The sequence below is a fragment of the Kordia periserrulae genome (genome assembly GCF_003054265.1).
GTDB classification, from domain to species: domain Bacteria; phylum Bacteroidota; class Bacteroidia; order Flavobacteriales; family Flavobacteriaceae; genus Kordia; species Kordia periserrulae.
In genome coordinates this window covers 230819-246223 of sequence record NZ_QBKT01000001.1, presented here as the reverse complement: position 1 = coordinate 246223, position 15405 = coordinate 230819, and the positions used below count along the sequence as shown (strand labels likewise).

The 15405-nt window shown below is 37.9% G+C and carries 16 protein-coding genes and 1 tRNA gene; 11 read left to right on the top strand and 6 right to left on the bottom strand.

The features are described from left to right. The first annotated feature begins 129 nt into the window (after window positions 1–129). From murG to C8N46_RS01120, 7 genes are all read left to right on the top strand, one after another. On the top strand, window positions 130–1236 hold the full coding sequence (gene murG, locus C8N46_RS01150; RefSeq protein WP_108113018.1) for an undecaprenyldiphospho-muramoylpentapeptide beta-N-acetylglucosaminyltransferase: 1107 nt from the start codon (window positions 130–132) through the stop codon (window positions 1234–1236). Between the two features lie 4 nt (window positions 1237–1240). After that, window positions 1241–2593, top strand: coding sequence for a UDP-N-acetylmuramate--L-alanine ligase (gene murC / locus C8N46_RS01145; protein WP_108113017.1), 1353 nt, complete (start codon window positions 1241–1243; stop codon window positions 2591–2593). Continuing rightward, entirely contained in the window at window positions 2583–3302 is a 720-nt protein-coding gene (locus C8N46_RS01140; RefSeq protein ID WP_108113016.1) for a cell division protein FtsQ/DivIB, read from the top strand. Before murC ends, C8N46_RS01140 begins: the two co-directional genes overlap by 11 nt. A 3-nt stretch (window positions 3303–3305) precedes the next feature. After that, on the top strand, window positions 3306–4661 hold the full coding sequence (gene ftsA / locus C8N46_RS01135) for a cell division protein FtsA (protein WP_108113015.1): 1356 nt from the start codon (window positions 3306–3308) through the stop codon (window positions 4659–4661). Window positions 4662–4683: 22 nt separating this feature from the next. After that, window positions 4684–6615: a cell division protein FtsZ gene (gene ftsZ / locus C8N46_RS01130; protein ID WP_108113014.1), complete on the top strand. Its 1932-nt coding sequence runs from the start codon at window positions 4684–4686 to the stop codon at window positions 6613–6615. Window positions 6616–6716: 101 nt separating this feature from the next. After that, window positions 6717–7166: a GatB/YqeY domain-containing protein gene (locus C8N46_RS01125; RefSeq protein ID WP_108113013.1), complete on the top strand. Its 450-nt coding sequence runs from the start codon at window positions 6717–6719 to the stop codon at window positions 7164–7166. Between the two features lie 66 nt (window positions 7167–7232). After that, window positions 7233–7306, top strand: a tRNA-Arg gene (locus C8N46_RS01120). Window positions 7307–7380: 74 nt separating this feature from the next. Here C8N46_RS01120 and C8N46_RS01115 read toward each other — a convergent pair. The 6 genes from C8N46_RS01115 to C8N46_RS01090 all read right to left on the bottom strand — a co-directional run bounded on the left by C8N46_RS01115 (window position 7381) and on the right by C8N46_RS01090 (window position 11394). After that, a complete protein-coding gene (locus tag C8N46_RS01115) occupies window positions 7381–8619 on the bottom strand; it encodes a lanthionine synthetase LanC family protein (RefSeq protein WP_108113012.1) in 1239 nt (412 codons plus the stop codon). 79 nt (window positions 8620–8698) lie between these two features. Beyond that, window positions 8699–8941 carry a class I lanthipeptide gene (locus C8N46_RS01110; RefSeq protein ID WP_108113011.1) on the bottom strand — a complete coding sequence of 81 codons (243 nt, stop codon included), beginning with the start codon at window positions 8939–8941 and terminating at the stop codon, window positions 8699–8701. 159 nt (window positions 8942–9100) lie between these two features. Further along, entirely contained in the window at window positions 9101–9343 is a 243-nt protein-coding gene (locus C8N46_RS01105) for a hypothetical protein (RefSeq protein ID WP_108113010.1), read from the bottom strand. Between the two features lie 126 nt (window positions 9344–9469). Then, complete coding sequence (locus tag C8N46_RS01100) at window positions 9470–10105, bottom strand: transglutaminase-like domain-containing protein (RefSeq protein WP_108113009.1); 636 nt, start codon at window positions 10103–10105, stop codon at window positions 9470–9472. Between the two features lie 44 nt (window positions 10106–10149). Then, entirely contained in the window at window positions 10150–10848 is a 699-nt protein-coding gene (locus C8N46_RS01095) for a DUF2490 domain-containing protein (RefSeq protein WP_108113008.1), read from the bottom strand. Between the two features lie 144 nt (window positions 10849–10992). After that, window positions 10993–11394, bottom strand: coding sequence for a hypothetical protein (locus tag C8N46_RS01090; RefSeq protein ID WP_108113007.1), 402 nt, complete (start codon window positions 11392–11394; stop codon window positions 10993–10995). A gap of 136 nt (window positions 11395–11530) precedes the next feature. On the opposite strand from C8N46_RS01090, the gene C8N46_RS01085 reads away from it, so the two are divergent. The 4 genes from C8N46_RS01085 (at window position 11531) to C8N46_RS01070 (ending at window position 15401) form a co-directional block, all read left to right on the top strand. Beyond that, window positions 11531–11950, top strand: coding sequence for a transposase-like zinc-binding domain-containing protein (locus C8N46_RS01085; protein ID WP_108113006.1), 420 nt, complete (start codon window positions 11531–11533; stop codon window positions 11948–11950). A gap of 108 nt (window positions 11951–12058) precedes the next feature. Further along, window positions 12059–13303, top strand: coding sequence for a hypothetical protein (locus tag C8N46_RS01080; RefSeq protein ID WP_108113005.1), 1245 nt, complete (start codon window positions 12059–12061; stop codon window positions 13301–13303). A gap of 13 nt (window positions 13304–13316) precedes the next feature. Continuing rightward, window positions 13317–13577 (top strand): DUF4212 domain-containing protein, encoded by a 261-nt coding sequence (locus C8N46_RS01075; protein WP_108113004.1) that lies wholly within the window; start codon window positions 13317–13319, stop codon window positions 13575–13577. 30 nt (window positions 13578–13607) lie between these two features. After that, on the top strand, window positions 13608–15401 hold the full coding sequence (locus C8N46_RS01070) for a sodium:solute symporter family protein (protein WP_108113003.1): 1794 nt from the start codon (window positions 13608–13610) through the stop codon (window positions 15399–15401). Window positions 15402–15405 lie beyond the last annotated feature (4 nt).

The following is a 15405-nucleotide window of genomic DNA, read 5'->3' as shown; positions in this document are numbered from 1 at the left end:
CGAAAGAAATCAAATCAACAAATCAATAAATTGACAAAAAAGAGCCAAGAGCCAAGAGTCAAGTCGAATTGACGAATAGAAAAAAAACAAACAACAAAAAACAAACAACGAAGAACAAAGAACAAAAAAATGAGCAAACAAACGCAATCATATAAAATCATCCTATCAGGTGGCGGAACAGGTGGACACATCTATCCAGCGATTGCGATTGCGAACGAATTAAAAAAACGATATCCAACGGCAGAATTTCTCTTTGTAGGCGCGCAAGACCGAATGGAAATGGAAAAAGTACCGCAAGCGGGTTACAACATCGAAGGATTGTGGATTTCAGGATTGCAACGAAAACTCACGCTCAAAAACATGATGTTTCCGTTCAAAGTATTGAGTAGTTTGTTGAAATCTCGAAAAATTATCAAAAAATTCAAACCAGATGTAGTCATTGGAACAGGCGGATTTGCCAGTGGACCGTTACTCAAAGTCGCTTCTGGACAAAAAATACCTGCGTTGATACAGGAGCAAAACTCCTATGCAGGCAAAACAAACAAATGGTTGGCGAAGCAAGTGCAAAAAATATGTGTCGCGTATGATCACATGGAACGCTATTTTCCCAAAGAAAAAATCATCAAAACAGGCAATCCTGTACGACAAGATTTGTTGGAAATAGATGGAAAAAGAGTCGAAGCACAAGCTTTTTTTAAGCTAAAAAGCGATGTAAAAACAGTCCTAATTATAGGTGGAAGTTTAGGCGCAAGAAGAATCAATCAACTCATTGAAGCGGAATTGGATTTCTTTAAAAAGCAAAACGTACAACTGATATGGCAATGCGGAAAATTCTATTACGAACAGTACAAAGTTCACAACGAATTACCGCAAGTACAAGTGCATAAATTCATCAATAAAATGGATTTGGCGTATGCTGCTGCAGATGTTATCATTTCAAGAGCGGGCGCGAGTTCAGTGTCGGAATTATGCATCGTTGGAAAACCTGTGATTTTCATTCCGTCACCCAATGTTGCGGAAGATCATCAAACCAAAAATGCACTGGCAATCACAGAGCAAAAAGCCGGAATGCTCATTCGAGAAAAAGACTTGGATGCGCAATTTGAAATCTGTTTTAAAGAATTGATACACTCTGAAAAAATGCAGCAAGATTACGGAACAGCCATCAAAAAACTAGCATTACCAGATGCGACCGCAAGAATTGTTAATGAAATAGAAAAATTATTGAATAAGTAAAAGAGTGAATTTAAAAAACATACATAACGTTTATTTTGTAGGTATTGGCGGCATCGGCATGTCTGCTTTGGCGCGCTATTTTAAATTCAGTGACAAAAATGTTGCAGGTTACGACAAAACAAAAACAGACATCACAAATGCCTTAGAAGCACTCGGAATTCCTGTTTCAACGAAAGATGCTGTAGCTGAAATTCCAGCGGCATTTCTCAATAAAGAAAACACAATAATCGTATATACGCCTGCTATTCCAAGTTCGCATACAGAATTGAATCATTTCCGGAACAACGGATTCAACATATACAAACGCGCAGAAATTTTAGGCTTAATCACAAAAAACACCTTCTGCTTGGGCGTTGCGGGAACACATGGAAAAACCACAACATCTAGCATTTTAGGACATTTATTAGCAGATTCTGAAGTAAATGTCACGGCTTTTTTAGGTGGAATTGCGGAAAATTACAACTCAAACCTCATTCTAAAAGGAAACAAAATCACTGTGGTAGAAGCGGACGAGTTTGACCGTTCGTTTTTACAGCTTTCGCCAGATGTTGCCTGTATCACATCGATGGACGCTGATCATTTGGATATTTACGGTGAAAAAGAAGCCTTGCAGGAATCGTTTATAGCGTTTACGGAATGCATAAAACCAAACGGGAAACTCTTTGTGCAAGAAGATTTGAATTTAGAAGGAATTACGTATGGATTTAAAGAAACATCCAACTATCACATAAAAAACATACGCATACAAAATGGTGCGTATATGTTTGATATTGTAACGCCGACAAAAATCATTGAAGACGTACAATTTTATTTACCGGGACGACACAACTTGTTAAACGGTCTAGTAGCTTTTGCGATGGCGGAAACAATAGGATCCCCAACCGACCGCCTCGCCAAAGCTTTGGGAACTTTTAAAGGTGTAAAACGTCGTTTTTCCTACCAAATAAAAACAGACGATTTTGTGTTTATAGACGATTATGCGCATCATCCAACGGAAATCAATGCCTTGCATCAAGCAGTACGCGAAATGTATCCTGAAAAAAAAGTGACAGCGATATTTCAGCCACATTTATTCAGCAGAACTAGAGATTTTGCAGATGAATTTGCGGAAAGTCTGTCACAATTTGATGAAATCATTTTGTTGGAAATCTATCCCGCAAGGGAAGAACCTATTGCGGGAATCAACGCAAGTTGGTTACTCAATAAAATAAACAACGACCAAAAACAGTTACTTACAAAAGAAGCTGTAATCAACTATATCTCTAGCAAAACAACTGATGTATTGCTCACTGTAGGCGCTGGAGATATTGGAGAAGAAGTGATAAAAATTAAAAACAAATTAACCGTTGAAAATTAATTGGAATCTCATAAAAGGAATTGCTATTGCGGCAGTATTAATCTTTCTATATGCCTTTTCGGCGAATAGAAATTCGGCGCGTATCATTGAAAATCCTGAGATAAAATTTTTGGACAGAGAACAAGCTTTTATCACACGTGCGATGGTTAATAAATTGTTAATACAAAATAACGATACGGTTACGAGCGTACGAAAAGAACAACTAGATTTGGATATTCTGGAGAAGCGTTTGCGCGCAAATGAAATGATTCAGGATGCAGAAGTGTATCTGTCTGTAAATGGTACTCTTGGTGCAAAAATAAAACAGCGAACACCAATAGCACGTATCGCAACAAAAAACTCTTATTACATCGATTCTGAAGGGAAAGCTATGCCTTTGTCTACAGTTTCTGCTGCTCGTGTTCCATTTGTGGAAGGGAAAGTAGACAAAAAAGAGCTGAATGATGTGTACGCATTGGCAACCTATATTGCACAAGATGATTTTCTCAAAAAGAATGTCATTGCCATTGTTCAAAACGAAAACAAAACATTCAATCTGAAGCTAAGAACGAATGATTTCGTAGTGCTGTTTGGCAACATAAAAAATATGGAGAAGAAGGTGAATAATTTGAAAGCGTTTTACAAAAAAGCAATGAAAGACCAAACGCTGGACAATTATGCAAAAGTTGATTTAAAATTTACCAATCAAGTAGTGTGCACCAAAAAATAAGTCATGGAAAATAACAACATCGCAGTAGGATTAGACATAGGAACCACAAAAATTGTGGCAATGATTGGGCGCAAAAATGAATACGGAAAGCTCGAAATTCTTGGAGTAGGAAAATCTAAGAGTCTTGGTGTGCATCGTGGTGTCGTAAATAACATTACACAAACCATTCAATCCATACAACAAGCTGTGCAAGGTGCAGAAAGCGATTCTGATTTTAAAATTACGGAAGTGGTGGTGGGAATTGCAGGGCAACACATTCGCAGTCTGCAACACAGCGATTACATCACGCGTGCCAACGCAGATGAAGTCATCAACGATGCTGATATTGACTTGTTAATCAATCAAGTATATAAACTAGTGATGCTTCCTGGGGAAGAAATCATTCATGTGCTTCCGCAAGAATACAAAGTAGACGGACAAGCCGAAATAAAAGAACCGATTGGAATGTACGGCGGACGCTTAGAAGCGAATTTTCATGTAGTGGTCGGACAAGTATCTTCTATCCGAAACATCGGTCGTTGTGTCAAAAGTTCCGGATTGGACTTGGCAGGAATCACGCTTGAGCCTTTAGCTTCAGCCAATGCGGTATTAAGTCAAGAAGAAAAAGAAGCAGGAGTCGCGTTGATTGATATTGGAGGTGGAACTACCGATTTAGCCATTTTCAAAGACGGAATCATTCGCCATACAGCAGTCATTCCATTTGGTGGAAACGTCATTACGGAAGATATTAAAGAAGGGTGTTCTATCATTGAAAAACAAGCGGAATTACTCAAAATAAAATTTGGTTCAGCGTGGCCTGGGGAAAATAAAGACAACGAAATTGTCTCTATTCCAGGATTGCGAGGAAGAGAACCAAAAGAGATTACCTTAAAAAATCTCTCAAAAATCATTCATGCACGTGTAGTTGAAATCATAGAACAGGCGTACTTAGAAATCAAGAATTACGGACATGAAGAACAAAAAAAGAAACTCATTGCAGGAATTGTGTTGACAGGTGGCGGAAGTCAGTTGAATCACTTAAAGCAATTAGTAGAATACATTACAGGCATGGACACACGAATTGGTTACCCGAATGAACATTTGGCGGGCGATTCTGATCCTGACATGGCGAGTCCGTTGTACGCAACGGCTGTCGGACTTGTAATGAATGCCATTGAAAACCAATCAAAAGTAGTCGTTGAAGAAGACGTTGTGGAACCACCTACAGAAACAACCTCAGAAGCAGAACATGCTATCGACAATGACTCAGCACAAACCGAACATAGCGCCCCAAAACCATCGGAACCCAAAAAAGAACGCAAGTCGATTTTTGAAAAATGGGCCGATAAGTTAAAAGATTTTTTAGATAACGCAGAATAATAAAAAACCAGTTTTAAGAATTATGAGTAGCAACACAGAATTCGGAAACATTTCATTTGATTTACCAAAAAATCAATCAAATGTCATCAAAGTGATCGGTGTAGGTGGTGGCGGAAGCAATGCCATCAACCACATGTTCCATCAAGGAATAAAAGGCGTAGATTTTGTCATTTGTAACACAGATGCGCAGGCTTTACAAAACAGTCCAGTGCCTAACAAAATTCAGTTAGGGGTTTCGCTTACGGAAGGACTTGGCGCAGGAGCCAATCCGGAAGTTGGGGAAAAAGCGGCTTTGGAAAGTATTGAAGATATCGGTTTAATGCTCGATACCAATACCAAAATGGTATTTATCACTGCCGGAATGGGCGGTGGAACAGGAACAGGAGCAGCGCCAGTCATTGCAAAATTAGCCAAGGACAAAGATATATTGACGGTAGGTATCGTAACCATTCCTTTTAAATTTGAAGGAAGAATGCGTAATGCGCAAGCGCGTATTGGTGTAGAAAAGTTACGTGCGCATGTAGATTCGTTAATTGTGATTAACAATGACAAACTACGTGAAGTATATGGAAACTTAGGTTTCAAAGCAGGATTCTCAAAAGCAGACGAAGTATTATCAACAGCTTCAAGAGGAATTGCAGAAGTAATAACGCATCACTACACGCAAAATATTGACTTGCGCGATGCGAAAACTGTGTTATCAAATAGTGGAACTGCCATCATGGGATCGGCAAATGCTTCTGGGGCGAATAGAGCCAATGAAGCTATTATGAAAGCTTTGGATTCACCATTATTAAATGACAATAAAATTTCAGGAGCTAAAAACGTACTGTTGCTTATCGTTTCTGGTTCAGAAGAAATCACCATTGACGAAATTGGAGATATCAACGACCACATTCAGAATGAAGCAGGTGGCGGCGCCAATATCATCATGGGAGTTGGAGAAGATGAAACGTTGGAAGATGCAATTTCGGTAACGATTATTGCGACAGGTTTTGATGTAGATCAGCAGGATGAAATCGTGAATACGGAATCTAAAAAAGTTATTCACACCTTAGAAGATGAACAACCAGCGGTGCAAGATTTAACACCAAAATCAACTTCAGTAGTTACACCAAAAACTCCTCAAAAACCAAAAGAGGAAACGCCAAAAGCGGAAAAAGTGATTCGTCATACCTTGGTTGATGATGTTGCGGAATTGAATCTAATTCCGACCACGGAACTGATCAAAAATATTGCTGTGGTGTACGAAGAAGTAAAAGCAACTTCGATGGAAGAGGAGTTTATTATTACCAATTTGACAGATGAAATTAGAAACATGGAGGTAACTGACCCTGAATTTGTGGTAGCACAACCAAAAATTGAGGATGAAAACCAAATTTCTTTTACTTTTGACATGCCGTTGGCAAACGCAACATCGGAAGAAGCAACACAGGAAGAAAACACGGTGAAATTCGATTTGACGGACGACGTGAAATCTATGGAAGTGAACAATCCTGTAGAGGTAATTCCGGTAACGGAAGTCAATGATAAAGGCGTAAAGCGTTATAGTTTGGACGATTATATGGATGAAGATGCTGCTACTGAAAAAAAGGCGCCTCAAGCAGCTGAAGAAGGTATCGTTTTTGAGAAGAAAATAGTAGAAAGTCCAATGGAAGAAACTCCAGCTAAAGATGCAATTGATCCATTCAATAGTACGATAGAAGAGAGTTTGAAAAGCAGAACGGACGAACGAAAGCGAAAGTTAAAAGAGTTTAATTATAAATTCAACAACAATACTGCCAATCGTATTGACGACATTGAAAAACAACCAGCATATAAGCGTGCAGGTATTGAACTTGATGAAAACAAACCGACTGGCAACAATGCTTCCCGAACCAGTTTAGGAACGGATAGCAATGATGATATGCAATTGAGAAGTAATAATTCTTTTTTGCACGACAACGTTGACTAATTAGATTTAGTACTATTATATATGTTTTTTAGACCCGGAAATTGCTGTTCTATTTTCGGGTTTAATTTTTTATCTTCGCTTCTCAAAAAATAAAAGAAATCATGGGATTACAACAAGAGATAATGACGGCAATGAAAACGGCGATGAAGGCAAAAGATCAAACGGCTTTAGCAGCGTTGCGAGCGGTGAAATCGGAATTATTATTAGCCAAAACAAGTGGAGCAGGAGACGATTTATCGGAAGCAGATGAAATTAAGTTATTACAAAAGTTAGTCAAGCAACGCAAAGACAGCGCAGCGATATTCAACGAACAAGGACGTGAAGATTTAGCGGAACCTGAATTAGCACAAGCTGCCATCATTGAGCAATTCTTACCTGAACAATTATCTGAGGAAGAAATAGAAAAAGTAGTTGTGATGACCATTGACAATATTGGTGCTTCGGGAATGCAAGACATGGGAAAAGTGATGGGCATCGTTTCCAAAGAATTGGCAGGACAAGCGGATGGAAAAACTATTTCCGCCATTGTGAAGGCTAAGTTGATGAATTAGGAAAAGACAAGTTCTGAGAAATCAGAACTTTTAATAAAAGGATTCCCGATTTCTCGGGAATAAAATGGCCTCGTGGCGCAACTGAATAGCGCACTGGATTTCGGCTCCAGCGGTTGCAGGTTTGAATCCTGCCGGGGTCACTACACAAGCAAAAAAATCTACATATCTATGTAGATTTTTTTATTTATCATGTCTCTCCCGTCTTTGAATATCATCACACATCATTCAAAAGCAACAATTCATTCCAGCTGTTGTCGCCTGTTAGCAACGTGATTAAAGACAGTCCAATTCCTGCAGCACCTTCTAAAAAGCCGTTGTCGACTTCGTACTTTTTTTCAATAGGGTTGAATTTTTTATACGCTCCTTCGTTTACAAAAGAACTACATTGTTCAAACGTTTCTTGAAGCCAATGCTGAGAAGCATCAAGGAAATCTGTTGTTTGTGTGTAGTTGTATGCTATTTGATACATGTGCTGTAAACCCACAGTTCCATGGCAAAGTCCAGCGTCTCTAATTTTAGTACTGCTTTGTAATTTGCGTTTGCATGTTTTTTGTAGAATTTCATTGGCAAATTGTATCATAGCATCATCTTCAATAATTTTTCCAGCTTGGTAGAGAATCAATGCATTACTCAAATCACCATAACACCAACCCAATCGTGTGTCGACAGTGGAACTATCTTGTTCTACATCGGGAATGTAAAAATAGGAATATGCAATTTCATGTTGTTTAAACACTACATTTTTCAAAAAGGAAACGACGCCTTGAATGATTTTTTTAATACCATCTTTTTGTTGTGCATGTTCTGCGTATGCGTAAATAGACAATAAGACCTTTAAAATTCCTGGAACACCATGTGCAAGTCCTAAATTGATACCAATCTTATCTTCTCGATGTCTAAAATAATAGTCTTCCCAAGCAATGCCGCCTTTTAAATGGAGTTTTGTTTTTTGTAAATGTGTAAGGTATAGTGAAATGGCTTTGTTTACTATATTTTTGTCTTTTGTATATCGAAGCATGTAATGCAGAATTCCCGTAGCTCCGTATAAAAAATCCAAATTGCCAATGTCTAGCTGAAATTCCAAAGCTGCAAAAGCAATGTCATCCAAGTTTTCTTCAAAATAAGGCGATGCTTCCATTTTTGCATATTTCTTGAGAAAATGATACACCAATCCGAAGGACAAATAACCACTGACCAAAGTTTGCTTTGCAGGATTGTCAACTGCATAGTTATTGAGTGCTTCTTCAAAAGTTTCAACTTGATCTTCGAGAGCAATTTTGCTTTGTTCATTTCCAAAATGATGATGATACATCGCCGTAAACACAATAATTCCCAAATCAAATAATATGGTATCACCTGACGGTTTCGCAGTTGAAGTGATGTGAAATAATTGTTCTAAAAGTTGCTTGGATGGTTGGTAAAGAGGATTTTTTGAATGAATTTTGTACGACATGATAATTGAGAGTAACAATAAATATGGCGATTCTTTTACGAATCGCCATTGTTTACATTAAAAATATATTTTCTGAATATTAAATTCCATGACACCAGCACCATCCCCAATCGGTAGCACTTAAACAATACGGTCCATCATCATGACCGATGGTTGGAATATCACAATCTCCTTCCGTAATTTTACCCACAGGGCATACTTGGCAGGTAGTTGGTCCGTCAGAAGCTCCACCTTTAACTTGATTGTACATGTCGTCACTAAATTTAGAAATTTTCTCTTTGTGCAACTTCAGTTTGGATTCGTTAATTTTTAATTTTTTCATGATTTTGTGAAAGTTAATAATACCTACTCTATATGCTTTTCGGTGACCGCACTAAGTTTTCGTTATTAAATATATGACAAAATTTTTTAGCAAAAAAAATAGCATGGTCGTTTGTAAAAACGTCCATGCTGTTATATAGAATGCTTTTGGAATTATATATTAAATTCCATGACACCAGCACCATCCCCAATCAGTAGCACTTAAACAATTTGGTCCGTCATCGTGACCGATAGTTGGAATGTCACAATCTCCTTGTGTAATACGAATTGGCTCGCAGTATTTTGCAGTATCTGGCCAATCTGTCGCACCACCTTTAATTTGTAGATTTTCTTTCGCGTTAAGCTTCGTAATTTTTTCTTTGTGAAGCTTTAGTTTTGATTCGTTTAGTTTTAATTTTTTCATAATGATAAAGTGAATTGGTGTTGCCTACTCTATATGCTTTTCGGCTTCCGCAACTAAGTTTCAAATAAATGTATAATAAATATCAGTTATTTCAAAATCAGTTGCTTGATGGCGTTGTAATCGAAATTAAACAATATTAGCTTCTTCTGAATCTTTGAATTGTTCGTATAATGCTGGATAGTGATTTTTAAACGTTTCTTTGATAAAATCGAGTGGAACATCGGCAAAACTTCCGTAATCTTCTAAATATTCCATAAATTTTACTTGGTCTCTGTTGTATTCTTGGAGAATGGCATTGGTTTTTCCGTCAAAATCTAGAGTGGCAATATTATACATCTCACACAATTCTTTATTGAAAACAGGCGAGCATTTTACCCAATTTCCACCCGAATACACGTCAACCAAACCATGTGGCGCTAGTTCGTTAGAACCTAATTTTTGTTCCAAACGTTCTACGGCAATATGATTGGAAACTTTTGCCAAACGCAAGCGCGCAGGAATTCCCAAACCACGCAATCCTGCAATGTAAAGAATAGATTTGTCAATACAATGCGCTTGTTTTTTGTTGTAAATGGAACTTGCTTTAAAATGATTTGCAGTGAGTCCAATGGTGTACGGATTGTATCGCCAATGGTCACGAACGTGAATGTATAGCTGTGTAATTTTTTCTAATTTTGAAAGATGCTGAAAGTTTGAAATTAGTTGTTGAATTTCGGGACTTTCATAGTCAAAATAGAAGGTTGATTGTAGGTATTCTTGCATAATTTACAAGATAGTTATTCTAGTTTAAATTTTCTACAATTTCTCTAAAGCGAATGATGAATGCTAAATTGTAATTGACCTTTCTGCCAGTTTGTAGTAGTTTGCTCCATCCAACCGAGTTGACATCTCAGGTTGTTTGTAATGGCATATCCCAATCCTAAATACGTACGATTTCTATCAAAAAACTGTACACTTCTTCCATTTCCGATAGCGCGTTGCCCGTTGAGAAAAATCTCGTTGTAAAACGCAAAATAGTAGGTGTTTTTAATCAGTTTTGTATTATTGAAAGGAACATTTACGAATAAATTATAGCGATACCGTGTTCTAAAATCTTGGTTTTCAACCCAGCGTTGCTCATAGCGAATACGATGTGTCAATAAAACTCTCTGTAAAAGCGTATTGGAAAATAACGCTTCTTGATAGATACGATTTTCAGACACAGGATTGTCAATGTCATTACCAAATTGTCCAGTAGTTATATTAGCGAATCCAAAGGTAAATTTTACGCCAGCATCTTTCGGTGTGTAGGTAACTCCTGAACGTAGCAACAACTGCTCTCTATCACCCAATCCACGCCAATCACGATATTGAAAATCACCTTGAATTCCCCAATTTGAATCTTTAAAATCGGCACTGTAAAAGTACATAAACCAAGCACCGAGTTGATCTTCATCGGGAGATTGTGCAGTACTAATATTTGTGTAAGCCAGAAAAAGTGTGAGAAAAAGGAGTGTTTTTTTCATAAGTGTGTGATTGTGCTTTTGGTTAACAAAAATACTCAAATCAAATACATTTTAGTGAGATAGCACAGAACTAATTGTGTCACTATCTTTTTAAATAGTTTCAATCACTTCATAGAAAACACAGCTTAAAAATGAATTGTAAAATTATTTCTTCTTATAAACTTTCTTAGCTTCTTCTCTAGATTTTTTGAAGATATCTTTGCCAAATTTTTCTTTTACAAGTTTAGTCATGATGTCAGAATAACACATGTCATAATCTGTCACAACACAGCCCATATTTCTATTGACAATTTTATATTTTTTGTGTAAATACGCAGAATAAAATCGTTCAAAATCGAAGTCTTCCTTTCTCATCAATCCATATGAAAAGCAATTGTACTCTCCATTCTTAAAATCTAATGCTGCTTGTTTTTTGCCGCTTTCGCAAGAATATTTCAAATATTCCTCGTCAGATGGAGCTATAGTATCTCTATCAAAAACATTTTTTTCTTGAGCTGTTACATTTCCAATACCCAACGCAAACACTAAAACAAAAATTATTCTCATATATCAAATTTTAAGTCGTTTAAAAATATGTTTTTGATGAATTATCTCAAAAATCAAGCCAATAAGTAGATTATATATACTATAGTTTTAAAAATAATTATTGCTAAATTACTATATTTATGCTAAATTAGTATATATGAAGATTCAATCGTGTCCCAACTGCAGTTCAGAGCAATACATTAAGAGTGGAATTGTCAACAATCGCCAACGATATAAATGTAAAAAATGCAACTACTTTTTCTCTGTAAACAAAATAGGGAAGAAGATTGATGATTATTATGTAAACAAGTCGCTGCAATTGTATTTAGAAGGATTGACCTATCGTGAAATTGAACGCATTTTAGGAATCTCGCATGTTAGTATCATGAATTGGGTGAAAAAATACAACATCAAACGACCGTACAATTCTGATTACCATCCTACTTACAAAATCTTAAACGCTACGGAGCTAGGAAACTATTTTAAAAATTCAGAAAACATCAAAGGAGCAGGAGTTATTGTAACAGAACTAGGAGATAAGTTTATGCTGATAAAATGGGAGCGTTTCAAAGATTAATATAGTAAATTAACAAAAAAATATACTAATTTTTATTTATCTCGCTGTTTTTTAGAGTTTAGCATTGCACACAAAACCAGTATCATAGCAAAACTAACCTTAATCACAATGAGAAAATTAACCCTTTTATTAGTCGGATTGTTTATACTATCGTTCCAAAACTCAAACGCCCAAGGCGCGCCAGATTATCAAGGCGGAATGAAAGTAAAACTCAACGAAGATGGTTCAAAATACTTTCGAATCATCTCATGGGCACAAATTTGGGCACAACACAATTCCGACAGGCCATTAGACGCGAACGGAAACGAACAAAGCGATCTCAATTTTAGTCTGCGTAGAGCGCGTGTCCTCATGTACGCACAGCTTAACAAACGTTTTTTAATCCTCACACATTTTGGACTCAACAGTTTAAATGGCGATAACCTTTCTCCAACAGGAAAAGGCGACAGTTCGCAACTCTTCTTTCACGATGTTTGGGGACAATTTACCATTACAGACAATCATGCCATCGGTGGCGGATTGCACTATTGGAATGGAATCTCCAGAGCAAACAACCAAAGTACGCTCAACATGATGACGCTCGATAATCAGCGACAAGCGTGGGCAACCATTGGATTGTCCGATCAATTTGCACGCCACATGGGAGTGTATCTCAAAGGGAAATTCGGAAAATTACAATACCGTGTTTCCATCAATGATGCAGTCACTAATAATCTGCAAGAAGCAGCAACGCCAACACCTGACGGAGCGGCGGTGTATGCTGGAAGACGCTTATTAGGCTCAAAAGACGCAGGCAGAACCTATTCAGGATATTTTGATTACAACTTTTTAGATCAAGAATCGAACTTCTTGCCATACAAAGTAGGAACATACTTAGGCGGAAAAAAAGTCTTTAATGTAGGAGCGGGATTCTTCTTTCACCCAAAAGGATCAGTCATTGCAAATTCTGCAGGAGAACTGGCAGGAGAAGATGTATCTATCTTTGCCGTAGATGCTTTTTACGATGCGCCAATGGGCGGAAAAGGCGGTGCCATTACAGCGTATGCACTAGCACAATTCAGCGATTACGGAAGAAACTACACATTGGGTAGAACCTATGAAACGGGCTCCTTACTTCACGGACACGTTGGCTACGTACTTCCAACAGAAAAATCGACAAAATTTCAACCGTATATTCAATTTGACAGCAGACAAATAGACGCGATTGACGACAATGCCACTTCCTTCGGAATAGGAGTTAACACCTATCTCAGTGGACATCATTCAAAACTAACACTAGAATATTTCAATACAAAATACGGAAATGCAGATGCGGTGGGAACACTCACGCTTCAAGCAATGATTTACCTATAAAAAACCAACCAATATGAGCGATCAAAAAAAACGCGCAAAAGCGTACTGGAAAGAAAATCTAAGATATCTTCTCATCCTACTATCAATATGGTTTGTAGTTTCCTACGGCTGTGGGATTCTATTCCGAGAAGAACTCAATCAATTTAGACTTGGCGGATTCAAACTAGGTTTCTGGTTTGCACAGCAAGGCTCTATTTACGTATTCGTAATTCTCATCTTCGTGTACGTGCGATTAATGAACAAATTAGACAAAAAATACGGTTTCGACGAGTAACCCTAACTAACCTTTTTAAAACAAAAAAACATGAGTGTACAAACGTGGACTTGGATCTTAGTAGGGGTAACTTTTGCCCTCTATTTTGGAATAGCAATTTGGGCAAGAGCAGGCTCAACAAAAGAATTTTACGTAGCTGGCGGAGGCGTTTCTCCACTAGCCAACGGAATGGCAACCGCAGCCGACTGGATGAGTGCCGCTTCGTTTATCGGAATGGCAGGAATCATCTCTTTTATGGGATATGACGGTTCTGTATTTTTAATGGGATGGACAGGCGGATATGTATTACTAGCTTTACTATTAGCGCCGTATTTGCGGAAATTCGGAAAATTTACCGTACCCGATTTTATTGGTGACAGATACTACTCAAATATCGCTAGAACAGTAGCGGTTATCTGTGCATTAATTGTGTCATTTACCTATGTAGCAGGACAAATGCGTGGTGTGGGAATTGTATTTTCACAATTTTTACAAGTAGATATCAATCTCGGAGTTGTCATCGGAATGGCAGTCGTATTAACCTTTGCCTTTTTAGGAGGAATGAAAGGAATCACCTATACGCAAGTAGCACAATACTGTGTCTTAATCTTTGCCTTTATGGTACCAGCGTTCTTCATTTCAATGCAAATGACAGGAAACATCATTCCACAAATCGGAATGGGAGGCGAAGTGGCAGAAGGGATTCCATTACTCGATCATTTGGATCAATTACACACAAAACTCGGATTTAACGAGTACACAAGCGGAACCAAATCAACGTGGGATGTATTTGCAATTACCTTAGCCTTAATGGTAGGAACCGCAGGATTACCACACGTAATCGTACGTTTCTTTACCGTTCCAAAAGTAAAAGATGCACGTAAATCTGCCGGTTTAGCTTTATTATTCATCGCAATTTTATACACCACAGCACCAGCAATTGCTGTATTCTCTAGAACAAACTTAATTGAAACGGTAAGCGAAAAAGAATACCAAGAAATTCCAGCATGGTTTAAAAACTGGGAAAACACGGGATTAATCGCATGGGCAGATAAAAATGGTGATGGAAAAATTCAGTATGTTGCAGGAGATGCATTGAATGGAAAACCGAACTTCCTAAAAGATGCGAATGGAGAAAATCTAAGAGGAGCGCATGGAGAACGTTTAGTATCAAATATGAAAGCAGCGGAAGCAAACGAATTATATGTAGACAGGGATATCATGGTATTGGCAAATCCTGAAATTGCAAATCTGCCAAACTGGGTAATCGCTCTAGTTGCCGCAGGTGGATTGGCAGCTGCATTATCAACAGCTGCAGGATTATTATTGGTAATCTCAACATCCATCTCTCACGATTTAATCAAAAAACAAATCAATCCAAATATCTCTGACAAAGGTGAATTAAAATGGGCAAGAATCTCTATCGTAATTGCGGTAGTAGTGGCAGGACTCTTCGGAATTTATCCTCCAGGATTTGTTGCCGCCGTCGTCGCCCTAGCATTCGGACTCGCCGCAGCGTCCTTCTTCCCAGCAATTATTTTGGGAATATTTGACAAGCGAATGAACAAAGAAGGTGCCGTTGCTGGAATGGTAGTTGGAATCTTACTGATGCTTTATTACATGATTCGCTACAAAACGGGACTCATCGGCGTAATGGATCCGTTGCCAAAAAGCGAATGGTGGTTTGGAACATCGCCAGAAGGTTTCGGAACTATTGCCATGATTGTAAACGTAGTCGTTTCAGTAGTCGTTTCCCGATTAACACCAGCACCACCAAAAGAGGTGCAAGAATTGGTAGAAAATATCAGAATTCCATCTGGAGCCGGAGAAGCTTCAGCGCATTAAAATT

What these genes read in the sequence shown, in the direction of transcription:
- murG (WP_108113018.1), top strand. Translation starts at nt 130, where the DNA reads ATGAGCAAACAAACGCAATCATATAAAATCATCCTATCAGGTGGCGGA.
- ftsA (WP_108113015.1), top strand. Translation starts at nt 3,306, where the DNA reads ATGGAAAATAACAACATCGCAGTAGGATTAGACATAGGAACCACAAAA.
- ftsZ (WP_108113014.1), top strand. Translation starts at nt 4,684, where the DNA reads ATGAGTAGCAACACAGAATTCGGAAACATTTCATTTGATTTACCAAAA.
- C8N46_RS01125 (WP_108113013.1), top strand. Translation starts at nt 6,717, where the DNA reads ATGGGATTACAACAAGAGATAATGACGGCAATGAAAACGGCGATGAAG.
- C8N46_RS01115 (WP_108113012.1), bottom strand. Translation starts at nt 8,619, where the DNA reads ATGTCGTACAAAATTCATTCAAAAAATCCTCTTTACCAACCATCCAAG.
- C8N46_RS01110 (WP_108113011.1), bottom strand. Translation starts at nt 8,941, where the DNA reads ATGAAAAAATTAAAAATTAACGAATCCAAACTGAAGTTGCACAAAGAG.
- C8N46_RS01105 (WP_108113010.1), bottom strand. Translation starts at nt 9,343, where the DNA reads ATGAAAAAATTAAAACTAAACGAATCAAAACTAAAGCTTCACAAAGAA.
- C8N46_RS01100 (WP_108113009.1), bottom strand. Translation starts at nt 10,105, where the DNA reads ATGCAAGAATACCTACAATCAACCTTCTATTTTGACTATGAAAGTCCC.
- C8N46_RS01095 (WP_108113008.1), bottom strand. Translation starts at nt 10,848, where the DNA reads ATGAAAAAAACACTCCTTTTTCTCACACTTTTTCTGGCTTACACAAAT.
- C8N46_RS01090 (WP_108113007.1), bottom strand. Translation starts at nt 11,394, where the DNA reads ATGAGAATAATTTTTGTTTTAGTGTTTGCGTTGGGTATTGGAAATGTA.
- C8N46_RS01085 (WP_108113006.1), top strand. Translation starts at nt 11,531, where the DNA reads ATGAAGATTCAATCGTGTCCCAACTGCAGTTCAGAGCAATACATTAAG.
- C8N46_RS01080 (WP_108113005.1), top strand. Translation starts at nt 12,059, where the DNA reads ATGAGAAAATTAACCCTTTTATTAGTCGGATTGTTTATACTATCGTTC.
- C8N46_RS01075 (WP_108113004.1), top strand. Translation starts at nt 13,317, where the DNA reads ATGAGCGATCAAAAAAAACGCGCAAAAGCGTACTGGAAAGAAAATCTA.
- C8N46_RS01070 (WP_108113003.1), top strand. Translation starts at nt 13,608, where the DNA reads ATGAGTGTACAAACGTGGACTTGGATCTTAGTAGGGGTAACTTTTGCC.